General features: G+C 64.1%; 20 protein-coding genes. 15 read left to right on the top strand and 5 right to left on the bottom strand.

Annotated elements, in window-relative coordinates; translation table 11 throughout:
* Positions 1-32 precede the first annotated feature (32 nt).
* Together ACFULT_RS18150 and ACFULT_RS18155 are read right to left on the bottom strand one after the other, a co-directional pair.
* On the bottom strand, positions 33-446 hold the full coding sequence (locus ACFULT_RS18150) for an ASCH domain-containing protein (protein WP_378482082.1): 414 nt from the start codon (positions 444-446) through the stop codon (positions 33-35).
* A complete protein-coding gene (locus ACFULT_RS18155; protein ID WP_378482083.1) occupies positions 443-1,096 on the bottom strand; it encodes a MerR family transcriptional regulator in 654 nt (217 codons plus the stop codon). The genes ACFULT_RS18150 and ACFULT_RS18155 overlap by 4 nt, the downstream gene beginning before the upstream one ends.
* Positions 1,097-1,180: 84 nt before the next feature.
* On the opposite strand from ACFULT_RS18155, the gene ACFULT_RS18160 reads away from it, so the two are divergent.
* Positions 1,181-1,660 carry a DUF4188 domain-containing protein gene (locus tag ACFULT_RS18160; RefSeq protein ID WP_378482084.1) on the top strand — a complete coding sequence of 160 codons (480 nt, stop codon included), beginning with the start codon at positions 1,181-1,183 and terminating at the stop codon, positions 1,658-1,660.
* 20 nt (positions 1,661-1,680) lie between these two features.
* Here ACFULT_RS18160 and ACFULT_RS18165 read toward each other — a convergent pair whose 3' ends face one another.
* Both ACFULT_RS18165 and ACFULT_RS18170 read right to left on the bottom strand, forming a co-directional pair.
* Positions 1,681-2,358 carry a haloacid dehalogenase type II gene (locus tag ACFULT_RS18165; protein WP_094720845.1) on the bottom strand — a complete coding sequence of 226 codons (678 nt, stop codon included), beginning with the start codon at positions 2,356-2,358 and terminating at the stop codon, positions 1,681-1,683.
* Positions 2,359-2,395: 37 nt separating this feature from the next.
* A complete protein-coding gene (locus ACFULT_RS18170) occupies positions 2,396-2,800 on the bottom strand; it encodes a VOC family protein (RefSeq protein ID WP_094720846.1) in 405 nt (134 codons plus the stop codon).
* 61 nt (positions 2,801-2,861) lie between these two features.
* Between ACFULT_RS18170 and ACFULT_RS18175 the strand changes: the two genes are divergently transcribed.
* Positions 2,862-3,320, top strand: coding sequence for a MarR family winged helix-turn-helix transcriptional regulator (locus tag ACFULT_RS18175; RefSeq protein WP_094720847.1), 459 nt, complete (start codon positions 2,862-2,864; stop codon positions 3,318-3,320).
* Position 3,321: 1 nt separating this feature from the next.
* Here the strand turns inward: ACFULT_RS18175 and ACFULT_RS18180 are convergent, their stop codons facing one another.
* Positions 3,322-4,377 carry an endonuclease/exonuclease/phosphatase family protein gene (locus tag ACFULT_RS18180; RefSeq protein WP_094720848.1) on the bottom strand — a complete coding sequence of 352 codons (1,056 nt, stop codon included), beginning with the start codon at positions 4,375-4,377 and terminating at the stop codon, positions 3,322-3,324.
* Between the two features lie 92 nt (positions 4,378-4,469).
* Here ACFULT_RS18180 and ACFULT_RS18185 point away from each other — a divergent pair, with 92 nt between their 5' ends.
* The 13 genes from ACFULT_RS18185 to rpsG all read left to right on the top strand — a co-directional run bounded on the left by ACFULT_RS18185 (position 4,470) and on the right by rpsG (position 18,093).
* Positions 4,470-5,267 (top strand): TIGR03084 family metal-binding protein, encoded by a 798-nt coding sequence (locus tag ACFULT_RS18185; protein WP_094720849.1) that lies wholly within the window; start codon positions 4,470-4,472, stop codon positions 5,265-5,267.
* Positions 5,264-6,964, top strand: coding sequence for an acyclic terpene utilization AtuA family protein (locus tag ACFULT_RS18190; RefSeq protein WP_378482085.1), 1,701 nt, complete (start codon positions 5,264-5,266; stop codon positions 6,962-6,964). The genes ACFULT_RS18185 and ACFULT_RS18190 overlap by 4 nt, the downstream gene beginning before the upstream one ends.
* Positions 6,961-8,109, top strand: a complete 1,149-nt coding sequence (locus ACFULT_RS18195) for an acyl-CoA dehydrogenase family protein (RefSeq protein ID WP_378482086.1) — start codon at positions 6,961-6,963, stop codon at positions 8,107-8,109. Before ACFULT_RS18190 ends, ACFULT_RS18195 begins: the two co-directional genes overlap by 4 nt.
* Positions 8,106-9,704 (top strand): acyl-CoA carboxylase subunit beta, encoded by a 1,599-nt coding sequence (locus tag ACFULT_RS18200; RefSeq protein WP_094720852.1) that lies wholly within the window; start codon positions 8,106-8,108, stop codon positions 9,702-9,704. Before ACFULT_RS18195 ends, ACFULT_RS18200 begins: the two co-directional genes overlap by 4 nt.
* 4 nt (positions 9,705-9,708) lie before the next feature.
* On the top strand, positions 9,709-11,664 hold the full coding sequence (locus ACFULT_RS18205) for an acetyl/propionyl/methylcrotonyl-CoA carboxylase subunit alpha (RefSeq protein ID WP_378482087.1): 1,956 nt from the start codon (positions 9,709-9,711) through the stop codon (positions 11,662-11,664).
* A 115-nt stretch (positions 11,665-11,779) separates the two neighbouring features.
* A complete protein-coding gene (locus tag ACFULT_RS18210) occupies positions 11,780-12,940 on the top strand; it encodes an acyl-CoA dehydrogenase family protein (protein ID WP_094720854.1) in 1,161 nt (386 codons plus the stop codon).
* Complete coding sequence (locus tag ACFULT_RS18215) at positions 12,940-13,707, top strand: enoyl-CoA hydratase family protein (protein WP_094720855.1); 768 nt, start codon at positions 12,940-12,942, stop codon at positions 13,705-13,707. The genes ACFULT_RS18210 and ACFULT_RS18215 overlap by 1 nt, the downstream gene beginning before the upstream one ends.
* A gap of 35 nt (positions 13,708-13,742) precedes the next feature.
* A complete protein-coding gene (locus ACFULT_RS18220; RefSeq protein ID WP_026347861.1) occupies positions 13,743-14,366 on the top strand; it encodes a TetR/AcrR family transcriptional regulator in 624 nt (207 codons plus the stop codon).
* Positions 14,367-14,537: 171 nt separating this feature from the next.
* On the top strand, positions 14,538-15,884 hold the full coding sequence (locus tag ACFULT_RS18225) for an amidohydrolase family protein (RefSeq protein ID WP_378482088.1): 1,347 nt from the start codon (positions 14,538-14,540) through the stop codon (positions 15,882-15,884).
* Positions 15,885-15,919: 35 nt separating this feature from the next.
* The gene (locus tag ACFULT_RS18230) at positions 15,920-16,432 is read left to right on the top strand and encodes a DUF3558 domain-containing protein (protein ID WP_094720856.1); all 513 of its coding nucleotides are present in this window, start codon (positions 15,920-15,922) and stop codon (positions 16,430-16,432) included.
* Positions 16,429-16,947, top strand: a complete 519-nt coding sequence (locus ACFULT_RS18235) for a DUF3558 domain-containing protein (protein WP_378482089.1) — start codon at positions 16,429-16,431, stop codon at positions 16,945-16,947. The genes ACFULT_RS18230 and ACFULT_RS18235 overlap by 4 nt, the downstream gene beginning before the upstream one ends.
* Before the next feature lie 301 nt (positions 16,948-17,248).
* Positions 17,249-17,623 carry a 30S ribosomal protein S12 gene (rpsL, locus tag ACFULT_RS18240; protein ID WP_008714048.1) on the top strand — a complete coding sequence of 125 codons (375 nt, stop codon included), beginning with the start codon at positions 17,249-17,251 and terminating at the stop codon, positions 17,621-17,623.
* Positions 17,623-18,093 (top strand): 30S ribosomal protein S7, encoded by a 471-nt coding sequence (rpsG, locus tag ACFULT_RS18245; protein ID WP_003941856.1) that lies wholly within the window; start codon positions 17,623-17,625, stop codon positions 18,091-18,093. The genes rpsL and rpsG overlap by 1 nt, the downstream gene beginning before the upstream one ends.
* The last annotated feature ends 24 nt before the right edge of the window (positions 18,094-18,117 follow it).

Here is an 18,117-nt window from a genome sequence, read left to right on the forward strand (position 1 = left end):
ACCGACAAAAATGCTTACAAGGCGCCGTCCGACTAGCGGGGCTGGATCAGTCGAAAGGATTCCAGAACTACTTTCGTGTCGTCGTCGACAGTGAAGGTGGGATCGCCCAGTGCCGAGCGCATTTCCGTAGAGTGCCAGAATGATTCGTGGCCGCGCCGCCAGTCGGCTATCGAGCGGTGGCCTTCGCCCTCGGCCATGGCGTGGTCGAGTGAAACGTCGGCGAGTCGCACGATGCGCACTCCCGTCACTTCGATGACACCGACAGGTTTCCCGGACGAATCAATGACCGAGAATCGATCGCCGACGGCCGGAATGGGGTCACCGGATGCTGTGTAGTCGGCCACCAAGCCCGTCGTCGATGTCTTCTTGCCGTCGAGGACAGCGGCCACGAGGGAGTCGCGCAGCGGACCGGGGAAGGCGAACTCTACTGCGGGTAGCTGGGTCATGGCGTAACGGGCCGAGAGTCATCGCCGGCGTTCTGAATTCGAAAGCTGATGGCTTCGAGTGCAATTCGGCGTATCTCGTTCACGGCCTGTCCGATCACGACGGTTCCTATGGCCATGGCCTCCACGGCGGAGGCGCGGTCCGGTCGCGTACGGGCGTAGTTCACCTCACCCCAAGCGGTTGCCTCGGCAGCGTCGGCCACGTCGTCGAAGTAGTTCAAGTCGATCGGAAAGTCGAAGCGTCTCAACGTCGCCACGAGTTCTGCCAGCCTGAAGGGAGCGGGGGCCGCAGGGTCCACGTGCCAATCACGCGCGGAAATCCATTCTCGCACTTCGTCGTAGGTTCGGGCGACGTCCGTTGTCGCGTCGTCGGGTTCGATGTCGTCCAGCCCGTGCATCACTGCTCCGAACGTGTCGTGAGCGGAGGCTGATTCGTGATCGATCGTTGCCAGGGTGGCGCGGGCGACGGAAACGGAGAGTCCGCCGACGTCGATCAAGGCGCGGATGAGACGCAACCGTCGTACGTGCTGGTCGTTGTAGTCGGCCTGATTGGGTGCGGTCTGCTTGCCTGCGGGGAGGAGGCCCTCGCGCAGGTAGAACTTGATGGAGGCTGTCGACACGCCGGAGTGCTTGCTCAGCTCGGAGATCCTCATCCGAGCACCCTTGACTTCACGAACGGAGAGTATCACTATCTATTATAGATAGTTCTTCTATCCATAGTCTGGAGGTTCGACATCGTGAACCGCAACAGAGTGCAACCCGGCCGCTACACGGCCTCGATGGACGGAGATTTCGTCGTCTTTCTCATCGGCATGCGGATAAACAAGCTGTGGAAGGTGCACAAGTGGTTTCCGCCGTTCGTCGCCATGCCGAAAATGTTGCGCGAGTTGCGGAAGCAGCCGGAGAAGGGGCTCTTGGGCGCTCGCCTGTCCTTCGGCGGACGTACGGTAACGGTGGTCCAGTACTGGCGGAGCTTCGATCGGCTCGAGGCGTTCGCCCGGAACCCGAGTGATCCACACTTGCCGTCGTGGAGGGCGTTCAACATCAGAGTCGGCAGTAGCGGTGACGTCGGCGTCTATCACGAGACCTATCGGGTGGGCCCTGGCAATCACGAGTCGATCTACTCGAACATGCCCATCATGGGGCTGGCTGCCGCGGGAACTTCCGTCGTAGTCGGAAAACGAACCGAATCAGCACGGGCTCGAATCTCGAAGTGACTGTGCGACAGCATCCTCCGTCAGGGCATGTCCGCAATGCTGTCGATTCTGTGGTCGAACTCGCCCCTCGCATCGTCCACCGAACGATCGACTCGGCCGAATTCCAACGGGCGATGAACGAACACGGTCTTCATGCCGACGGCCCTGGCGGCCCGGAGGTCGTACGGGTGTGATGCGACCATCGCTGCACGGTCGGGTTCGACCCCGAGGTAACGACACGTTCGCTCGTACAGGAAAGAAGCCGGCTTGAAAGCGCCGAACACTTCGGCGGTCAGCACTGCGTCCCAGTCCATCCCGGCTCGCTTGAACAGATGCACCATGGTCGCCATGTCGGTGTTGGACAAGCTCGCGACTACCGAGGTCTGTCGTAGATCTCGCAGGCCGTCCACTGAATCGGGCCACGGCCGCAGGTTCTTCCATGTTTCGGCCAACGCCGTCCGGGCAGGAGAAGGGATCTGTAGCCCGAGTTTCTTCACGACCGAATCCAGCCCGTCTCGGTAGACGTTCTGCACCGGCTGCCAATGCTCGGCCGACTGCGTCAGGGTGGACGTTCGCTCGAAATAGTCCTGGCGCCAGGCTCGCACTGCATCGCCGACGACTTCGTCGTCCATCCATTCGGACAAGGCGTCGGCTACCGGCCCGAAAAAGTCGAACAGTGTGCCCTGGATATCGAAGACATACGCGTCGTAGACCCCCATGGCATCGATGGTACCGACGAGAGCCCTGGCCGAACCGTCAGGCGCGATCGTGGAGGGTGATGTGGTAGCCCTCGGGGTCGGCGAAGGTGAAGGTGCGGCCGAAGGGGCCGTCGATGGGTTCCGACACGATGATCTGAGTCTTGCTGTCGGGGTCGCTCTGCGCACTCCGCTCCTGGTCCGCTACAAGGGCGTCGTGGATGGACTGAACGTCGTTGGCGTGCAGCCAGATTGCGGCGCCGATGCCCGGCCGGTCCGCGGAGGCGAGATCGGTTCCGGCGACGATCTCTCGCAGAGCGAAAGCGATGGGAGTGGTCTCGAAGACCACGGCGTGGGGTGGGCCGGCCTGCGAACGAACGAGGCCGAGGTACTTCTCGTAGAACGCCTGCGATGCGGCGAGGTCGCGTACTTGGAGGGAGATGAAATCGGGGCCGGTGACTGCCATGGAGACTCCTTCGATGCGTGTCAGTTATCTGACACGAACAAATCTATGTCAGAATACTGACATGAGTCAAGCCGACCGAGGGATCGACCTGAACACCTCGTTGGGGTACCTGCTGAAGGAAGTCTCCAGTGTTCTGCGGACCTCGATGGAGGAAGTCCTTCGGCCGCTCGGGATGAGCGTGACGCACTACTCGTGCCTCGAACTACTTGCTCAGCGGCCGGGGCTGTCCAACTCCGAACTCGCCCGCGGCGCCTTCGTCACCAGGCAATCGATGAACGTGCTGTTGCAGGCTCTCGAACGGGACGGGGTCGTCGTCAGGCCGACGGAGGCTCCCGTCGGAAAGGCCCTTCCGGCTCGGCTCACCGCACACGGCCGGCGGGAGCTCGAGAAGGCGACTGCCGCGGTCAGGTCCGTGGAGGACCGGATGCTGGCCGGTATGTCCGGCGACGAACGCGAGACGGCGTTCCGGCTCCTCGGCGGAATGATCCGATCGCTCAACGACCGCGGAGACGCATCCTGAGTCAGAGCTCCAGATCCACCCACACCATTCGGTGATCCGAGGGGTGCGACGCATCGGTCGGCCAGACCACCTCCGAGCCTGTGACGGTCAGGTCGCTCGACGGCAATGCGTAGTCGACGCGCAGGTCGCCGGGAATCGGGTCGGAAAAGTCTGCCGTGTCGGTGTTGCCTTCGGGTCCTGACATCGGCGCCGGATCCTGGACGCGAGGGTTGTCGAGCAATTGCTGAATCGACCCTGCTACCGAGTCGCCGTCGACCGGATCACTGTTCTGGTCGCCGAGAACGACGAACGATGCGTCCTGCGTCAAGCCTCCGCGAACACCGTTGTCGTCGTACAAGTATTCGGCGCCGTCGATGTAGTCGGCGGTGAGGCGGATCTCGTCGTGATTGCGTTTTCCATTGCGGTCCTCCGGTCCGTCGAACGACGGGGGAGTCGGGTGCGAGGCCAGAACGTGCACGGTCTTTCCGTCGATGTCGACGGGCACGTCCCAGTGCGACTTGCTCGACAGGCGCAGTGCGTCCGAGTTCGCGCCGTAGTAGTCGCGAGGTAGAAGCGAATCCGGCATGTCCTTCCACAGGAAGTTCTGGAATGTTCGAACGCCGGAGGTGTCGATCGGGAACTTCGACAGCACGACCATGCCGTACTGGCCGGGAAACTGCCCGAAACCGAATGCGTCGTTCGGTCCACCGCGAGCACCGTCGGAATCGAGGTCGAGTCCGGAGTCGACGCCGGTGTTCACGGGTGCCGTGAAGGAGTGGGGGTACGCGCCGCCCAGGTAGTTCTCACGAAAAAGATCCAGTGCCTCGGGCGAATAGTCGAATTCGTTGATCAACAGAACATCCGGCGAAATTTCGTCGATCACGTCGGCGACGGCACGCGCCTGCGCGTTCTCGCCTTCCAATTCGGTGGCCAGCTGACCCTCGGCTGGTCGGTTGAGGCTTGCATTGAACGTCGCGACGCGCACCTGACGGGGCTCGGCGTCGCTCGCTCCCGACGTCGAACATCCGGCGATGAGTCCAGTGGCAAGTAGGGCGGCGGCAAGTCCGGCGGTCTTCACGATCGGAGACCGTACCGACCTTGTCTGAACAACATGTAAATTAACAAGCAGGCTTGCTTGCTTTTTATGCGGTGTGGTGTGAAGCTATTCCCATGGCCGACCTCGACTCGATCATCGATGACCTCCGCGCCGAGGGTGACGACCTCGACGCCCTGGTCAGCGACCTGACCGACCAACAATGGTCGACGCTCACGCCCGCCGAGGGCTGGACCGTCGCCCATCAGATAGGCCATCTGTCCTGGACGGACAATGTCGCCGAGCGCACGACGTCGGGTGCTGCAGGAGACGATCGCGCCAAAGCCGAGTTCGACATCGTTCTGAAGCAAGCCTGGTCCGATCCGACCGGTTTCGTCGACGTCGCGGCCGAGGAAGAGGCGCGGCGGCACGACCTCCTCGAAACCTGGCGCTCACGTCGTCACGCAATGACGGATGCCCTCGCGACGGTGCCCGCCGGAGTGAAGATCCCATGGTTCGGTCCGCCGATGAGCGCTGCCTCGATGGCGACGGCCCGACTCATGGAGACGTGGGCGCACGGACAGGACGTCGCCGACGCACTCGGCGTCCGCCGCGAGCCCACCGAGCGCATCAGAGGCGTCGCGCACATCGGAGTCAGAACCCGCGACTTCGCCTACGCCGTCAACCAACAGACCCCGCCGACCGAGCCGTTCCGGGTCGAGCTGACCTCCCCCTTGGGTGAGCTCTGGACCTGGGGCCCCGGTGACGCGTCTCAGCGCGTCACCGGCTCGGCGGCGGACTTCTGCCTGCTCGTCACCCAGCGCGCCCATCGGGACGACCTCGACGTTCGCGCCGAGGGCGCCGACGCCCAGCACTGGCTCACCATCGCCCAAGCCTTCGCAGGCCCTCCAGGACCAGGACGATCCCCGAAATGAGTACCCCCCACGTCAGAATCGGCAACTGTTCCGGTTTCTACGGTGACCGACTCTCCGCGATGCGAGAGATGCTCGAAGGTGGTGAACTCGACTACCTCACCGGCGACTACCTCGCCGAACTCACGATGCTCATCCTTGGCCGTGACCGTATGAAGGACTCATCCCGCGGATACGCCAAAACCTTTCTCCGCCAGGTAGAGGACTGCCTGAGTCTCGCTCTCGACAGGGGCGTGAAGATCGTCGCGAACGCCGGCGGACTCAACCCGAAAGGCCTCGCCGACGCGCTGACCCAGCTCGGCTCCGGCGCGAAAATCGCGTACGTCGACGGCGACGATCTCCTGTCCCGTGCGGACGAGCTCGGCTTGGGTAGCCCTCTCACCGCCAACGCTTACCTCGGCGCGTGGGGAATCGTCGAAGCACTGAAGTCCGGCGCCGATGTCGTCGTCACCGGCCGCGTCACCGACGCCTCGGTCATCGTCGGCCCCGCGGCGCACCACTTCGGTTGGAACAGAACCGACTACGACGCTCTGGCCGGCGCCGTGGTTGCAGGTCACGTCATCGAATGCGGCACCCAGGCGACGGGTGGTAACTACTCGTTCTTCACCGAGATCGCCGACATGGGCCGTCCCGGGTTCCCGATCGCCGAGATCCATGCCGACGGATCGTCGGTCATCACCAAGCACGACGACACCGGCGGCGCAGTCAGCGTCGGAACCGTCACCGCGCAGTTGCTCTACGAGATCACCGGCGGGCGATACGCGAACCCCGACGTCACAGCTCGTATCGACACCGCTGTGCTGACTCAGGAGTCCAGCGACCGCGTCAGGATTTCCCAGGTGAAAGGCGAGGCTCCGCCGCCCACGCTGAAGGTCTCGCTCAATTCGCTCGGCGGATTCCGCAACGAGTTCACCCTCGTTCTGACCGGTCTCGACATCGACGCGAAAGCCGAACTCGCGCAGAAGCAATTCGAATCCTGGCTGCCGACCAGACCCAAGGAACTCGAATGGACGCTGGTGCGGACCGACAAGCCCGACGCGCCCACCGAGGAAACCGCAAGCGCGCTCCTGAGGTGCGTGGCCCGTGACAGTGATCCGAACATCGTCGGCCGCCAGTTCTCATCGGTAGCAGTGGAGCTCGCTCTCGCCAGCTATCCCGGATTGTCGTTGACCGCGCCACCCGGACACGGTGCGCCGTTCGGTGTCTTCACCGCCGGATACGTCGATGCAGGCGAGGTCCCGCACGCGGTCACCCTCGCCGACGGCACCCGGGTCGACATTCCATCGGCCACCGACACGGCAGTACTCGAACCGCTCCCGGAGCCCGAACTTCCGCCGAAACGTCCTGGCGAGTCGACGATCACAGTGCCACTCGGTACCGTCGCCGCCGCACGGAGCGGCGACAAAGGCGGCAACGCGAACGTCGGAGTGTGGGTGCGCAGCGACGACGAATTCGCCTGGCTGGCTCACGCTCTCACCGTCGAAGAACTGAAGTCGCTGCTCCCCGAAGCCTCGAACCTCACCGTCACCCGGCATGTACTGCCGCACCTCAAGGCCCTCAACTTCGTCATCGAAGGCATCCTCGGCCAAGGCGTCGCATCGCAGGCGCGGTTCGATCCGCAGGCCAAGGGGTTGGGCGAATGGCTCAGGTCCCGGCACATCGCCATTCCCGAAACTCTCGTATTCCAAGGACAGATATGACCATGTGGACAACGACGGAGCGTGAACAACTCCGCAAGACCGTGCGCAGTTTCGTCGAACAGGACATCCTGCCGCACCTGAACCAGTGGGAATCGGACGGTGAACTCCCACGCGATCTCCACCGTAAAGCCGCGGCTCTCGGTCTCATCGGAGCGGGCTTCCCCGAGGAGGTCGGCGGCGACGGGGGCGACCTTGCCGACGCTGTCGTCATCTGCGAGGAAATGCACCAGGCAGGCGCGTCGGGAGGACTCTTCGCTTCGCTGTTCACCAGTGGAATTGCGTTGCCGCACTTGGTGGCCGCGGGTGATCCGGACCAGATCGAGAAGTGGGTACGCCCTACCCTCGCGGGTGAGAAGATCGGATCGCTCGCGATCACCGAACCTGGCGGCGGATCCGACGTCGGACATCTGCGGACGAGGGCCGTCAAGGATGGCGATCACTACGTCGTCAACGGTGCGAAGACGTACATCACGTCGGGGTGCCGCGCGGATTTCGTGGTCACGGCGGTCCGCACCGGCGGTGACGGCGCCGGAGGGGTCTCGCTGCTGGTCGTGGAGAAGGGCACTCCTGGATTCGAGGTGACGAGCAAGCTGGACAAGATGGGCTGGCGGGCGTCGGACACGGCAGAGCTCTCCTTCGTCGACGCTCGTGTGCCCGTGAGCAATGTCGTCGGCGCGGAGAACTCCGGCTTCGCACAGATCGCGCAAGCCTTTCTGACCGAACGCATCGCGCTTGCTGCGCAGGCATATTCGAGCGCTCAGCGGTGCCTCGACTTGACGCTGCAGTGGGTCCGTGACCGCGAGACGTTCGGAAAGCCATTGATCAAGCGGCAATCCGTACAGAACACCGTCACCGAGATGGCCCGCAAGATCGACATCGCTCGCGTCTACACACGCAGCATCGTCGAACGATCCATGACCGAGAACAACGATTTCATCGCCGAGGTCTGCTTCGCCAAGAACACAGCCGTCGAATCCGGCGAATGGGTCGCGAACCAGGCCGTCCAGTTGTTCGGCGGCCTCGGCTACATGCGGGAGAGCGAAGTCGAACGTCAGTACCGCGACATGCGCATCCTCGGTATCGGCGGAGGCACCACCGAGATCCTGACCGGACTGGCTGCAAAACGATTGGGGTACCAGGCATGAGCGTGCTGAAGTCCACCCTCGACACCGCGTCGGAGCAATTCACCGGTGCCACCGAAGCGATGAACACCAAACTCGCCGAGATCGACGTCGAGCACGGCAAAGCGCTTCTCGGTGGCGGTGAGAAGTACGTCGAGCGGCATCGCAAGCGCGGCAAGCTCCTGGCGCGTGAACGAATAGAACTCCTGATCGACGAGGATTCGGCGTTCCTCGAGCTGTGCCCACTTGCCGCCTGGGGCAGCGACTTTCCTGTCGGTGCGAGCACGGTCATGGGCATCGGCGTCGTCAGCGGTGTCGAATGCCTCATCGTCGCGAACGACCCGACGGTGCGCGGCGGTGCCAGTAACCCGTGGACGCTCAAGAAGGGTTTCCGCGCCAACGACATCGCGACGCAGAACCGGCTGCCGGTCATCTCCCTCGTCGAGTCCGGTGGTGCCGATCTGCCGACTCAGAAGGAAGTGTTCATTCCGGGCGGACGCATGTTCCGCGACCTGACGCAGTTGTCCGCCAAAGGAATTCCGACGATCGCACTGGTCTTCGGCAACTCCACGGCCGGCGGCGCCTACATTCCAGGCATGTCGGATCACGTCGTCATGATCAAGGAACGTTCCAAGGTGTTCCTGGCCGGACCGCCACTGGTCAAGATGGCGACCGGTGAGGACTCCGACGACGAATCCCTCGGCGGCGCCGAGATGCATGCCCGCAAGTCCGGTCTTGCCGACTACTTCGCGGTCGACGAGCAGGACGCCATCCGCATCGGTCGCAGCATCGTCAAGAGACTCAACTGGAAGAAGAAGGGCCCGGAGCCGCGAGCCGAGGTCATCGAACCGCTCGCCGATCCCGAGGACCTGCTCGGCATCGTACCGACGGATCTGAAGATCCCGTTCGATCCCCGTGAGGTCATCGCCCGCATCGTCGACGGCAGCGATTTCGACGAGTTCAAGCCGATGTACGGCGGGTCGTTGGTCACCGGCTGGGCCGAACTGCACGGCTACCCCATCGGCATCCTCGCCAACGCACGTGGCGTCCTGTTCAGCGAGGAATCGCAGAAGGCAACCCAGTTCATTCAACTTGCCAATCGCTCGAACACGCCGTTGTTGTTCCTGCACAACACCACCGGCTACATGGTCGGCAAGGAGTACGAGGAAGGCGGCATGATCAAGCACGGCTCGATGATGATCAACGCCGTCTCGAACTCCACGGTCCCGCACATCTCGATTCTGCTCGGAGCGTCGTACGGTGCCGGTCACTACGGCATGTGCGGCCGGGCCTTCGATCCCCGGTTCCTTTTCGCGTGGCCCAGTAGCAAATCCGCGGTCATGGGCGGCGCGCAACTTGCGGGCGTCATCTCCATCGTCGGGCGAGCCGCCGCGGAAGCCCGCGGGCAAGCATTCGACGAGGAGGCCGACGCAGGCCTGCGCGCGATGATCGAAAACCAGATCGAAGCCGAGTCGCTGCCGATGTTCCTCTCCGGACGCCTCTACGACGACGGCGTCATAGACCCCCGTGACACCCGCACGGTGGTGGGAATGTGCCTGTCGGCCATTGCCACCGCCCCGATCGAAGGCACCGAGAACTTCGGCGTCTTCCGGATGTGAAGCAATGATCACTTCTGTATTGGTCGCCAACCGCGGTGAAATCGCTCGCCGCGTCTTCGCCACCTGCCGCACCGAAGGCATCGACACCGTCGCAGTCTTCTCCGACGCCGACGCGAACTCCCCGCACGTCCGGGAAGCCGACGTCGCGGTCAACCTGCCGGGGAACTCGCCCGGCGAGACGTACCTGCGCGGTGAACTCGTCATCGCAGCAGCCGTACAAGCAGGCGCCGACGCAGTTCACCCGGGCTACGGATTCCTCTCCGAGAACGCCGAATTCGCCCAGCAGGTCCAGAACGCCGGACTGACATGGATCGGGCCACCCGTCAAAGCGATCGAACTCATGGGCTCGAAGGTGGAGTCCAAAGCGATGATGGCCGACGCCGGGGTGCCGGTCCTGACGCAACTCGATCCGTCGCAGGTCACCGAGAACGAACTGCCGGTGCTCGTCAAGGCCTCGGCGGGGGGTGGTGGACGCGGCATGCGTATCGTCCGCGATCTGAAGGACCTGCAGCGGGAAATCGAGACGGCAGGGCGAGAAGCGCTTTCGGCCTTCGGCGATGGAACGGTGTTCGTCGAACGGTACATCGAAACCGGCCGACACATCGAAGTCCAGGTCATGGCCGACCGTCACGGAACCGTGTGGACGGTCGGAGAACGCGAATGCTCCATCCAGCGTCGGCACCAGAAAGTGGTCGAAGAGGCGCCCTCACCGCTCGTCGAACGTATCGACGGAATGCGCGAGAGGTTGTTCGACGCCGCCAGACTCGCCACCGAGGCCATCGGGTACGAGGGCGCAGGTACCGTTGAGTTCCTCGCCGACGAGAAGGGCAACTTCTTCTTCCTCGAGATGAACACCCGTCTGCAGGTGGAGCATCCCGTCACCGAGTGCACGACTGGCCTCGACCTGGTCGCGTTGCAGATCAGCGTGGCATCGGGAGAGCCGCTCCCCGCAGATCAGCCGACGACACGCGGGCACTCCATCGAAGTTCGGCTGTACGCCGAGGATCCCAGTCAGGACTGGCAGCCCCAGAGCGGGCCGGTGCACACGTTCGACATCCCCGGTGAGCGGTTCTCCGTGCTGAACGAATCCGGAATCCGTGTGGATTCCGGCGTCGAAACAGGGTCACACGTGGGCACCTTCTACGACCCCATGCTCGCGAAGGTGATCTCGTTCGCGCCCACCCGAGAGCAGGCCGCGAATCTGCTGGCGAAGTCACTGCAGAAAACCACGATTCACGGGCTGGTCACCAACCGCGATCTACTCGTCAACGTCCTGCAGCACCCGGCATTCCTCGCCGGTGCCACCGATACGGCGTTCTTCGACACCCACGGTCTGGACGTCCTGGCGCAGCCGATCGCTCAGGGACGTGCAGTGCGGCTCTCGGCGCTGGCAGCCGCGCTGGCCGACGCCGCCCACAATCGGGCGTCCGCTCGTGTGAACAAGGGGCTCCCCAGCGGCTGGCGCAACCTCCCGTCGCAGCCGCAGCGAAAGCAGTACGGGGATGAGATTGTCGAATACACCCTCGGGCGCTACGGCCTGAAGACCGATCTCGACGGCGTCGCGCTGATCGAGAGCACTCCGAATCGAGTGGTGCTGGACGACAACAAGCTTCGTCGAACGTTCCACGTCGCGCGGCACGGACAGGATGTCTTCGTCGACTCCTCGCTCGGTCCGGTGCGGCTTACCAAAACGCCGCGGTTCGTCGATCCCACCGAGGAAGTCGCAGCCGGATCGTTGCTCGCTCCGATGCCGGGCAGCGTCGTCAGAGTGGCTGCAGCGCAGGGCGACACCGTCACGGCCGGGCAGCCGATCCTGTGGCTCGAAGCAATGAAAATGGAACACACCGTCACTGCGCCGGCGGACGGCGTGCTCACCGAACTGAACGTCTCCGAAGGCCAGCAGGTCGAGGTCGGCGCCGTCCTAGCAGTCGTAACAGCAGGAGTGGAGCCCGCGGAATGACCATTTCAACAGGAGTGGAGCCCGCGGAATGACCATTTCAACAGGAGTGGAGCCCGCGGAATGACCATTTCAGCAGGAGTGGAGCCCGCGGAATGACCATTTTTAAAGGAGAATCATGAGTTTCATCGAAACCGAAGAGCAGAAGGGCCTGCGGACGTCGGTCTCCTCGCTCGGCAAGCGCTACAACTACATCGACTACGTGCTGCCGAAGGCTCGCAAGGGTGAACCCCTCAGCGAATTGTGGAACGAGGCAGGCAAACTCGGATTCCTCGGCGTGAACCTGCCCGAGGAGTACGGCGGCGGAGGCGCAGGGATCTACGAACTCGCCCTCGTCCAGGAGGAACTCGCGGCACACGGGGCGGGGTTGCTATTGGTCGTCGTCAGCCCGGCGATCTGCGGCACCATCATCGGGAAGTACGGCACGGCGGATCAGAAGCAGACGTGGCTCACCGCTCTCGCCGACGGTTCGAAGATCATGGCCTTCGGCATCACCGAACCCGACGCCGGATCCAACTCGCACCAGATCACCACGACCGCCAGGCGAGACGGTGACGACTGGATCCTCAAGGGCAGCAAGATCTACATCTCCGGCGTCGACCAGGCCGACGCGGTGTTGATCGTCGCCCGCACCGAAGATTCCAAGACCGGCAAGCTGAAGCCGGCGCTGTTCATCGTCCCCACCGATTCCGAGGGCTTCCAGAAGACTCGGATGGAGATGGACATCATCGAGCCGGATCACCAGTTCACGTTGTTCCTCGACGACGTCCGGCTCCCGGCAGAGGCCCTCGTCGGTGAGGCCGACGCTGCGCTGATGCAGCTGTTCGCAGGTCTGAATCCCGAGCGCATTCTCGGCGCGGCGATGGCCGTCGGGATGGGCCGCTACGCACTCGACGCGGCGGTGAAATACGCCAACGAGCGCACGGTGTGGAAGACGCCGATCGGTGCGCACCAGGGGATTTCGCATCCGCTCGCCCAGGTCAAGATAGAACTCGAGCTCGCCAAGCTGATGATGCAGAAAGCGGCCGTTCTCTACGACTCCGGCGACGATTTCGGTGCTGCCGAGGCCGCCAACATGGCCAAGTACGCGGCCGCGGAAGCGAGTATCAAAGCGCTCGATCAGGCCATCCAGACCCACGGCGGGGCGGGCTTGACCGAGGAATACGGTCTCGCCGCCATGCTCGGTGCAGCGCGGATCGCGAGGGTCGCACCGGTCAGCCGGGAAATGATCCTCAACTTCGTCTCCCAACATTCCCTCGGACTACCCAGGTCGTACTGATGGCAGTTCAGGTACATACAGTCGACGCGGTCACCACCCTCACCCTCGACACCCCGCACAATAGGAACGCCCTGTCAACGGCCCTCGTCGACGAACTGACGGCAGGGCTGCACGATGCGGGCGAGGATCCCGACGTTCGGGCAATCGTCCTCACCCACACCGGTGGAACGTTCTGCGCGGGGGCCGACCTCACCGAAGCCGGCGGAACCGTCGAGGGACGCACGGCCCAGATGCTCGGACTGCTTCGTGCAATCCTCGAAACCCCGAAGCCCGTCGTCGGACAGATCGACGGGCACGTGCGCGCGGGAGGCATGGGGCTTGTCGGTGCATGCGACATCGTCGTCGCAGGACCGAACTCCACATTCGCCCTGACGGAGGCCCGCCTGGGTCTGGCCCCGTCCATCGTGTCGTTGACGCTGTTGCCGCGGATGAACTCCCGAGCGGCAGGCCGCTACTTCGTCACCGGTGAGAAGTTCGGCTCCCACGAGGCCGAGGCCATCGGCCTGATCAGCGAGGCCGCAGCCGACCCGGCATCCACCGTCGGCGACATTCTTGAGTCTCTCCGGAAAGGATCCCCGCAGGGCCTCGCCGAGTCGAAGCGGCTCACGACGTCTGCGATTCTGGCGGACTTCGACGCTCACGGAACCGACTTGTCGGACCGTTCTGCGAGGCTGTTTGCATCCGAGGAAGCGCGAGAGGGGATGATGTCCTTCTTGGAGAAGCGACCGCCCAGGTGGGTGGCCTCGCGAGTGGCGCCCGCGGAATGAGCGGGCCAGTGCAGAAGTAGGGAGAAGCAGGACCGATGGTGACGGCGCGGGAACCCAAGCAGGATCGAAGTAGGGCGACGCGTCAGCGGCTGTTGGAGTCCACTATCGACTCGCTCGCCGAGCAGGGATGGGGCCCGACGACGGTGGGCGTCGTCGCGGCGCGAGCAGGAGTCTCCCGCGGGGCGACCCAGCACCATTTTCCCACCCGAGAAGACCTGATCACCGCGGCGTTGGACTACATGTTCGACACCCGCATGGACGACGCACGCCGTGAATCCGCGGCGCTGCCACACGGCCCGGCCCGCACCGAACGCGTCGTCGAGCGGCTCGTCGAGTACTACACCGGTTCCGTGTTCAAAGCGGCCCTGCAGGTGTGGACCGCTGCCGCCGCGGACCCGGACATGCGGGCCAGGGTGCTGCCGCTCGAGGAGAAGTTCGGTCGAGTGGCCCACCGCATGGCCGTCGACCAACTCGGCGCCGACGACAGCGACCCGCAGACACACCGGCTCGTGCAGGCGACCCTCGACCTCGCACGTGGGCTCGGCCTCGCCGACGTCCTGAGCGACGACTCACGCCGACGCAGCGAAATCGTCAAGGCATGGGCAGGCGTCCTCGACGCAAGCCTGAAAATCGATCACGCCACCACCGCGGCCGGGTAGGCGAGCGCTCGATCTGCGGCGGTGCCCGGTTCGTGGTTCGCTCTCACCGTGAGTCGGATACGCAGCGCACCTGAAATACACAGCGCCTCTGAAATACCTAGCGCACCTGAAAAACACAGCGGACCTGAAATACATCGGGGCCATGTTTTCCATATCGCCGGATCGCCGACGGTGACCGCTGCTGCGGGTGCGTTGGTCTCGATACCCGACGGTGCCCTGGTGTTCGACGCCGACGGTGTCATCACCTATTCGGGACCGTTCGACGCGGTCACGGTCGGTGGCGGCACCGTCGTCGACCATCGTCCTGGTTTTCTTCTTCCCGGGTTCGTCGACACTCACGTGCATTTCCCGCAGACGTTCGCTGGGGACGCCTACGGCGGCGGGCAGCTGCTCGAGTGGTTGAACACCTGCATCTTCCCGTCGGAATCGATGTTCGAGGACCCGGAGTTCGCGGCGGAGGCGGCGGCCGCGTTCTGCGATCGACGTATCGCGGCCGGTACGACGCAGGCCATGGTGTTCGGGTCGGCGTTCCCGCACGCGCAGGACGCTTTGTTCGAGGAGACCCTTCGGAGAGGATTGCGCGTCGTCAGCGGCAGGGGAGTGCAGACGACGGGCCCCGACTCGGCGAAGTCACTCGTGACCACCGAACACGACGCGGTACGGCTGGTGTCGGAGGAGATCGAGAAGTGGCACGCCGCCGACACCGGTGACGTCGACACCGCTCTGCTGCACGTCGCGGTCGTTCCACGGTTCTCGCTGTCGGTGACCACGGAGACACTGAGGAACCTCGGCGAGCTGTACGACTCCGTACGGGACCGCGGCGTCTACTTCCACACGCACCTCAACGAGAACAACAGGCCCGGCACGGGCGAAATCGCGACGACGCTGGAGACCTACCAGGTCGACTCGTACCTCGACACCTACGACGGCAAGTTCCTCCCCGGCTCCGCGGCCGGTGGCAAGAGCTTCCTCGGCAGGCGGACCATTCTCGCCCACGCCGTGCACTGTCAGGACGACGAGCTCGCACGCATGGCGGAGACGGGCACGTCCATCGCGCACTGCCCGACATCGCAGCAATTCCTCGGATCGGGCACGATGCCGTGGAACCGAACCGTGGCCGCAGGGGTGAACATCGCCCTCGGTTCCGACTACGGAGGCGGTGACGAGTTCCTCCTCTCTCGCGTGCTCGGTGACGCGTACAAGGTGCACATCTCCGAACCCGGAGACGCGGGCGTGTCCCTGCATCCCGCCGAGTTGCTCTTCACCGGCACCCTGGCCGGCGCGCGGGCGCTCGACATGGAGGACCGCATCGGCAACCTCGATGTGGGCAAGGAAGCCGATTTCATCGTCGTCGATCCAGCGAAGTGGCAGCCCCTCGACGATCTGATGCGTCGTGGCATCCGTTCCGTGGACCCGGACATGGCACGCGATCAGACTCTGTTCGCCCTGCTCATGGCGATGCGCGAGCCTGCGATCACGGAGGTCTACGTGCAGGGTCGACGCGTCGACTCCGTCTGATCCGTGTCGGTCGGACTGGGTAGGGTCTGAAGACCATGCGGCGGACGGTGATTCTCCTGGGTGTGCTCGCTGCCGGGCTGGCCGGATGCGGATCGGGTGACGACGCGTCGCCGCAGCAGAACTCCACGTCGGCGTCTCCGGGGGAGGCCGGTCCGTTCTTCGGTCAGTGCGGTTCGGTGAACGACGACGAAATTCTGAGTACCTTCGCCGTGCCTGCATTCACGATGATCACGAGGAATTCGGTGGGGTGCGAGTGGGAGGTCGCGGGCAGCACCGGCCCTTCGGTGAGTTTCTCCTGGTACCGCGGCAGCCCCATCGATCGGGAGCGGTCCGGGTCCGAGCTGATCGGTCGACCCGCCGACGACATCGAGATCGACGGAAACCCTGGTTTCTCCGCGGCCACGGACAACTACCTGTGCGAGGTCGGGGTCCAGTTCGGGAAGGATTTCATGCACTGGTCGGTTACGTACGGTGACCAGCCGCCGTCGTCCGATCCGTGCGACGTCGCCACTCGATTGGCAACCCTCACCGTGGAGCGCGCGCAGTGAAACGGCTGTGGATGTCCGCGCTCGTCGTGCTGCTGGCGGGATGCAGCACGACGGTTCAGGGCACCGCGACACCCGAAACGTTAGCCAGCGGCGGCGACACGGAGTTCCGAGATCTCCTGACCGAATGCGACGCCGTCGCCGACGATCGGATCGCCGCGACGGTGGGTGGCGACGCCATCGCTCGCGGTTTCTTCGGGGCGATCTGCCGGTGGGACGTGGCCGGTCCCAACGGCATCGTGAAGGTGACGTTCAACTGGTTCGAGAACGGCTCGCTCGACGCCGAGCGCGAGGCCAACGAGAAGATGATGTACCTGGTCCAGGACATAACCGTGCAGGGCCGCAAGGCAATTCGAACCCAGCCGCCGAACGAGCCGACGTCCTGCGGTGTCACGGCCGGGTCTCCGGACTCCGGAGTGGTCGGATGGTGGGTGCAGTACCTGCCTGGATCGGGCGCGCCTGATCCATGTGAGGCTGCGACGACGCTGATGGATCTGACGATCGATCTGAGTCGGTAGCACGGCGGGGCCCGTTTTGACCCGAAGGCGCGCCGCCGGGTATCGTTATGGGTCGTGTCCGGCCTGGCCGGTCCGTCTGTGTGCCTATGCGAGGTACAGCCGTGCTCATGTTCAGTTCCGAGCGTGCGATGCGGCTGCCGTGTGGGGGTATGCGACACACCCGACCGCGGGGTGCAAGAGACCCGCGGTATGCAGTACAAGAACGACAGTAGTACGGGTGAGGAGCAGTGTTCTCTTGCTCCAACTGCTAGATCCCTGGGTCTTTCGAGAAGAAGACTCGCGACACAAAGAAAGCCGGTTCATGCCAACTATCAACCAGCTGGTCCGCAAGGGTCGCACCGACAAGGTTGCGAAGCTGAAGACCGCTGCCCTCAAGGGCAGTCCCCAGCGTCGTGGTGTGTGCACTCGCGTGTACACCACCACTCCGAAGAAGCCGAACTCTGCTCTGCGTAAGGTCGCGCGTGTGCGCTTGACCAGCTCGGTAGAGGTCACCGCCTACATCCCCGGTGAGGGCCACAACCTGCAGGAGCACTCCATGGTGCTCGTTCGCGGTGGTCGTGTGAAGGACCTCCCGGGTGTGCGTTACAAGATCATCCGCGGCTCGCTCGACACCCAGGGTGTCAAGAACCGCAAGCAGGCTCGCAGCCGCTACGGCGCCAAGAAGGAGAAGAGCTAATGCCACGCAAGGGCCCAGCACCCAAGCGGCCGCTGATCAACGACCCGGTCTACGGATCCCCGTTGGTCACGCAGCTCGTCAACAAGATCCTTCTCGACGGCAAGAAGTCCACCGCCGAGCGCATCGTCTACCAGGCTCTCGAGCAGGCTCGTGAGAAGACCGGCACCGACCCCGTCGTCACGCTCAAGCGTGCACTCGACAACGTCAAGCCGGCCCTCGAGGTTCGCAGCCGTCGCGTCGGTGGCGCGACCTACCAGGTCCCCGTCGAGGTTCGCCCCGGTCGCTCGACCACGCTGGCACTGCGCTGGCTGGTCACCTTCTCGCGCGCTCGTCGTGAGAAGACCATGGTCGAGCGTCTGGCCAACGAGCTTCTCGACGCCAGCAACGGCCTCGGTGCCGCTGTGAAGCGTCGCGAGGACACGCACAAGATGGCTGAAGCCAACAAGGCGTTCGCGCACTACCGCTGGTGACTTCCGGCCGGAAGGGTGCGGTGA

It is taken from the genome of Rhodococcus sp. NPDC057297 (assembly GCF_042667435.1).
Classification (GTDB): domain Bacteria; phylum Actinomycetota; class Actinomycetes; order Mycobacteriales; family Mycobacteriaceae; genus Rhodococcoides.

What these genes read in the sequence shown, in the direction of transcription:
- ACFULT_RS18155 (WP_378482083.1), bottom strand. Translation starts at nt 1,096, where the DNA reads ATGAGGATCTCCGAGCTGAGCAAGCACTCCGGCGTGTCGACAGCCTCC.
- ACFULT_RS18215 (WP_094720855.1), top strand. Translation starts at nt 12,940, where the DNA reads ATGGCAGTTCAGGTACATACAGTCGACGCGGTCACCACCCTCACCCTC.
- rpsL (WP_008714048.1), top strand. Translation starts at nt 17,249, where the DNA reads ATGCCAACTATCAACCAGCTGGTCCGCAAGGGTCGCACCGACAAGGTT.
- ACFULT_RS18165 (WP_094720845.1), bottom strand. Translation starts at nt 2,358, where the DNA reads ATGGGGGTCTACGACGCGTATGTCTTCGATATCCAGGGCACACTGTTC.
- ACFULT_RS18195 (WP_378482086.1), top strand. Translation starts at nt 6,961, where the DNA reads ATGACCATGTGGACAACGACGGAGCGTGAACAACTCCGCAAGACCGTG.
- ACFULT_RS18170 (WP_094720846.1), bottom strand. Translation starts at nt 2,800, where the DNA reads ATGGCAGTCACCGGCCCCGATTTCATCTCCCTCCAAGTACGCGACCTC.
- ACFULT_RS18190 (WP_378482085.1), top strand. Translation starts at nt 5,264, where the DNA reads ATGAGTACCCCCCACGTCAGAATCGGCAACTGTTCCGGTTTCTACGGT.
- ACFULT_RS18185 (WP_094720849.1), top strand. Translation starts at nt 4,470, where the DNA reads ATGGCCGACCTCGACTCGATCATCGATGACCTCCGCGCCGAGGGTGAC.
- ACFULT_RS18210 (WP_094720854.1), top strand. Translation starts at nt 11,780, where the DNA reads ATGAGTTTCATCGAAACCGAAGAGCAGAAGGGCCTGCGGACGTCGGTC.
- ACFULT_RS18150 (WP_378482082.1), bottom strand. Translation starts at nt 446, where the DNA reads ATGACCCAGCTACCCGCAGTAGAGTTCGCCTTCCCCGGTCCGCTGCGC.
- ACFULT_RS18220 (WP_026347861.1), top strand. Translation starts at nt 13,743, where the DNA reads ATGGTGACGGCGCGGGAACCCAAGCAGGATCGAAGTAGGGCGACGCGT.
- ACFULT_RS18230 (WP_094720856.1), top strand. Translation starts at nt 15,920, where the DNA reads ATGCGGCGGACGGTGATTCTCCTGGGTGTGCTCGCTGCCGGGCTGGCC.
- rpsG (WP_003941856.1), top strand. Translation starts at nt 17,623, where the DNA reads ATGCCACGCAAGGGCCCAGCACCCAAGCGGCCGCTGATCAACGACCCG.
- ACFULT_RS18200 (WP_094720852.1), top strand. Translation starts at nt 8,106, where the DNA reads ATGAGCGTGCTGAAGTCCACCCTCGACACCGCGTCGGAGCAATTCACC.
- ACFULT_RS18175 (WP_094720847.1), top strand. Translation starts at nt 2,862, where the DNA reads ATGAGTCAAGCCGACCGAGGGATCGACCTGAACACCTCGTTGGGGTAC.
- ACFULT_RS18205 (WP_378482087.1), top strand. Translation starts at nt 9,709, where the DNA reads ATGATCACTTCTGTATTGGTCGCCAACCGCGGTGAAATCGCTCGCCGC.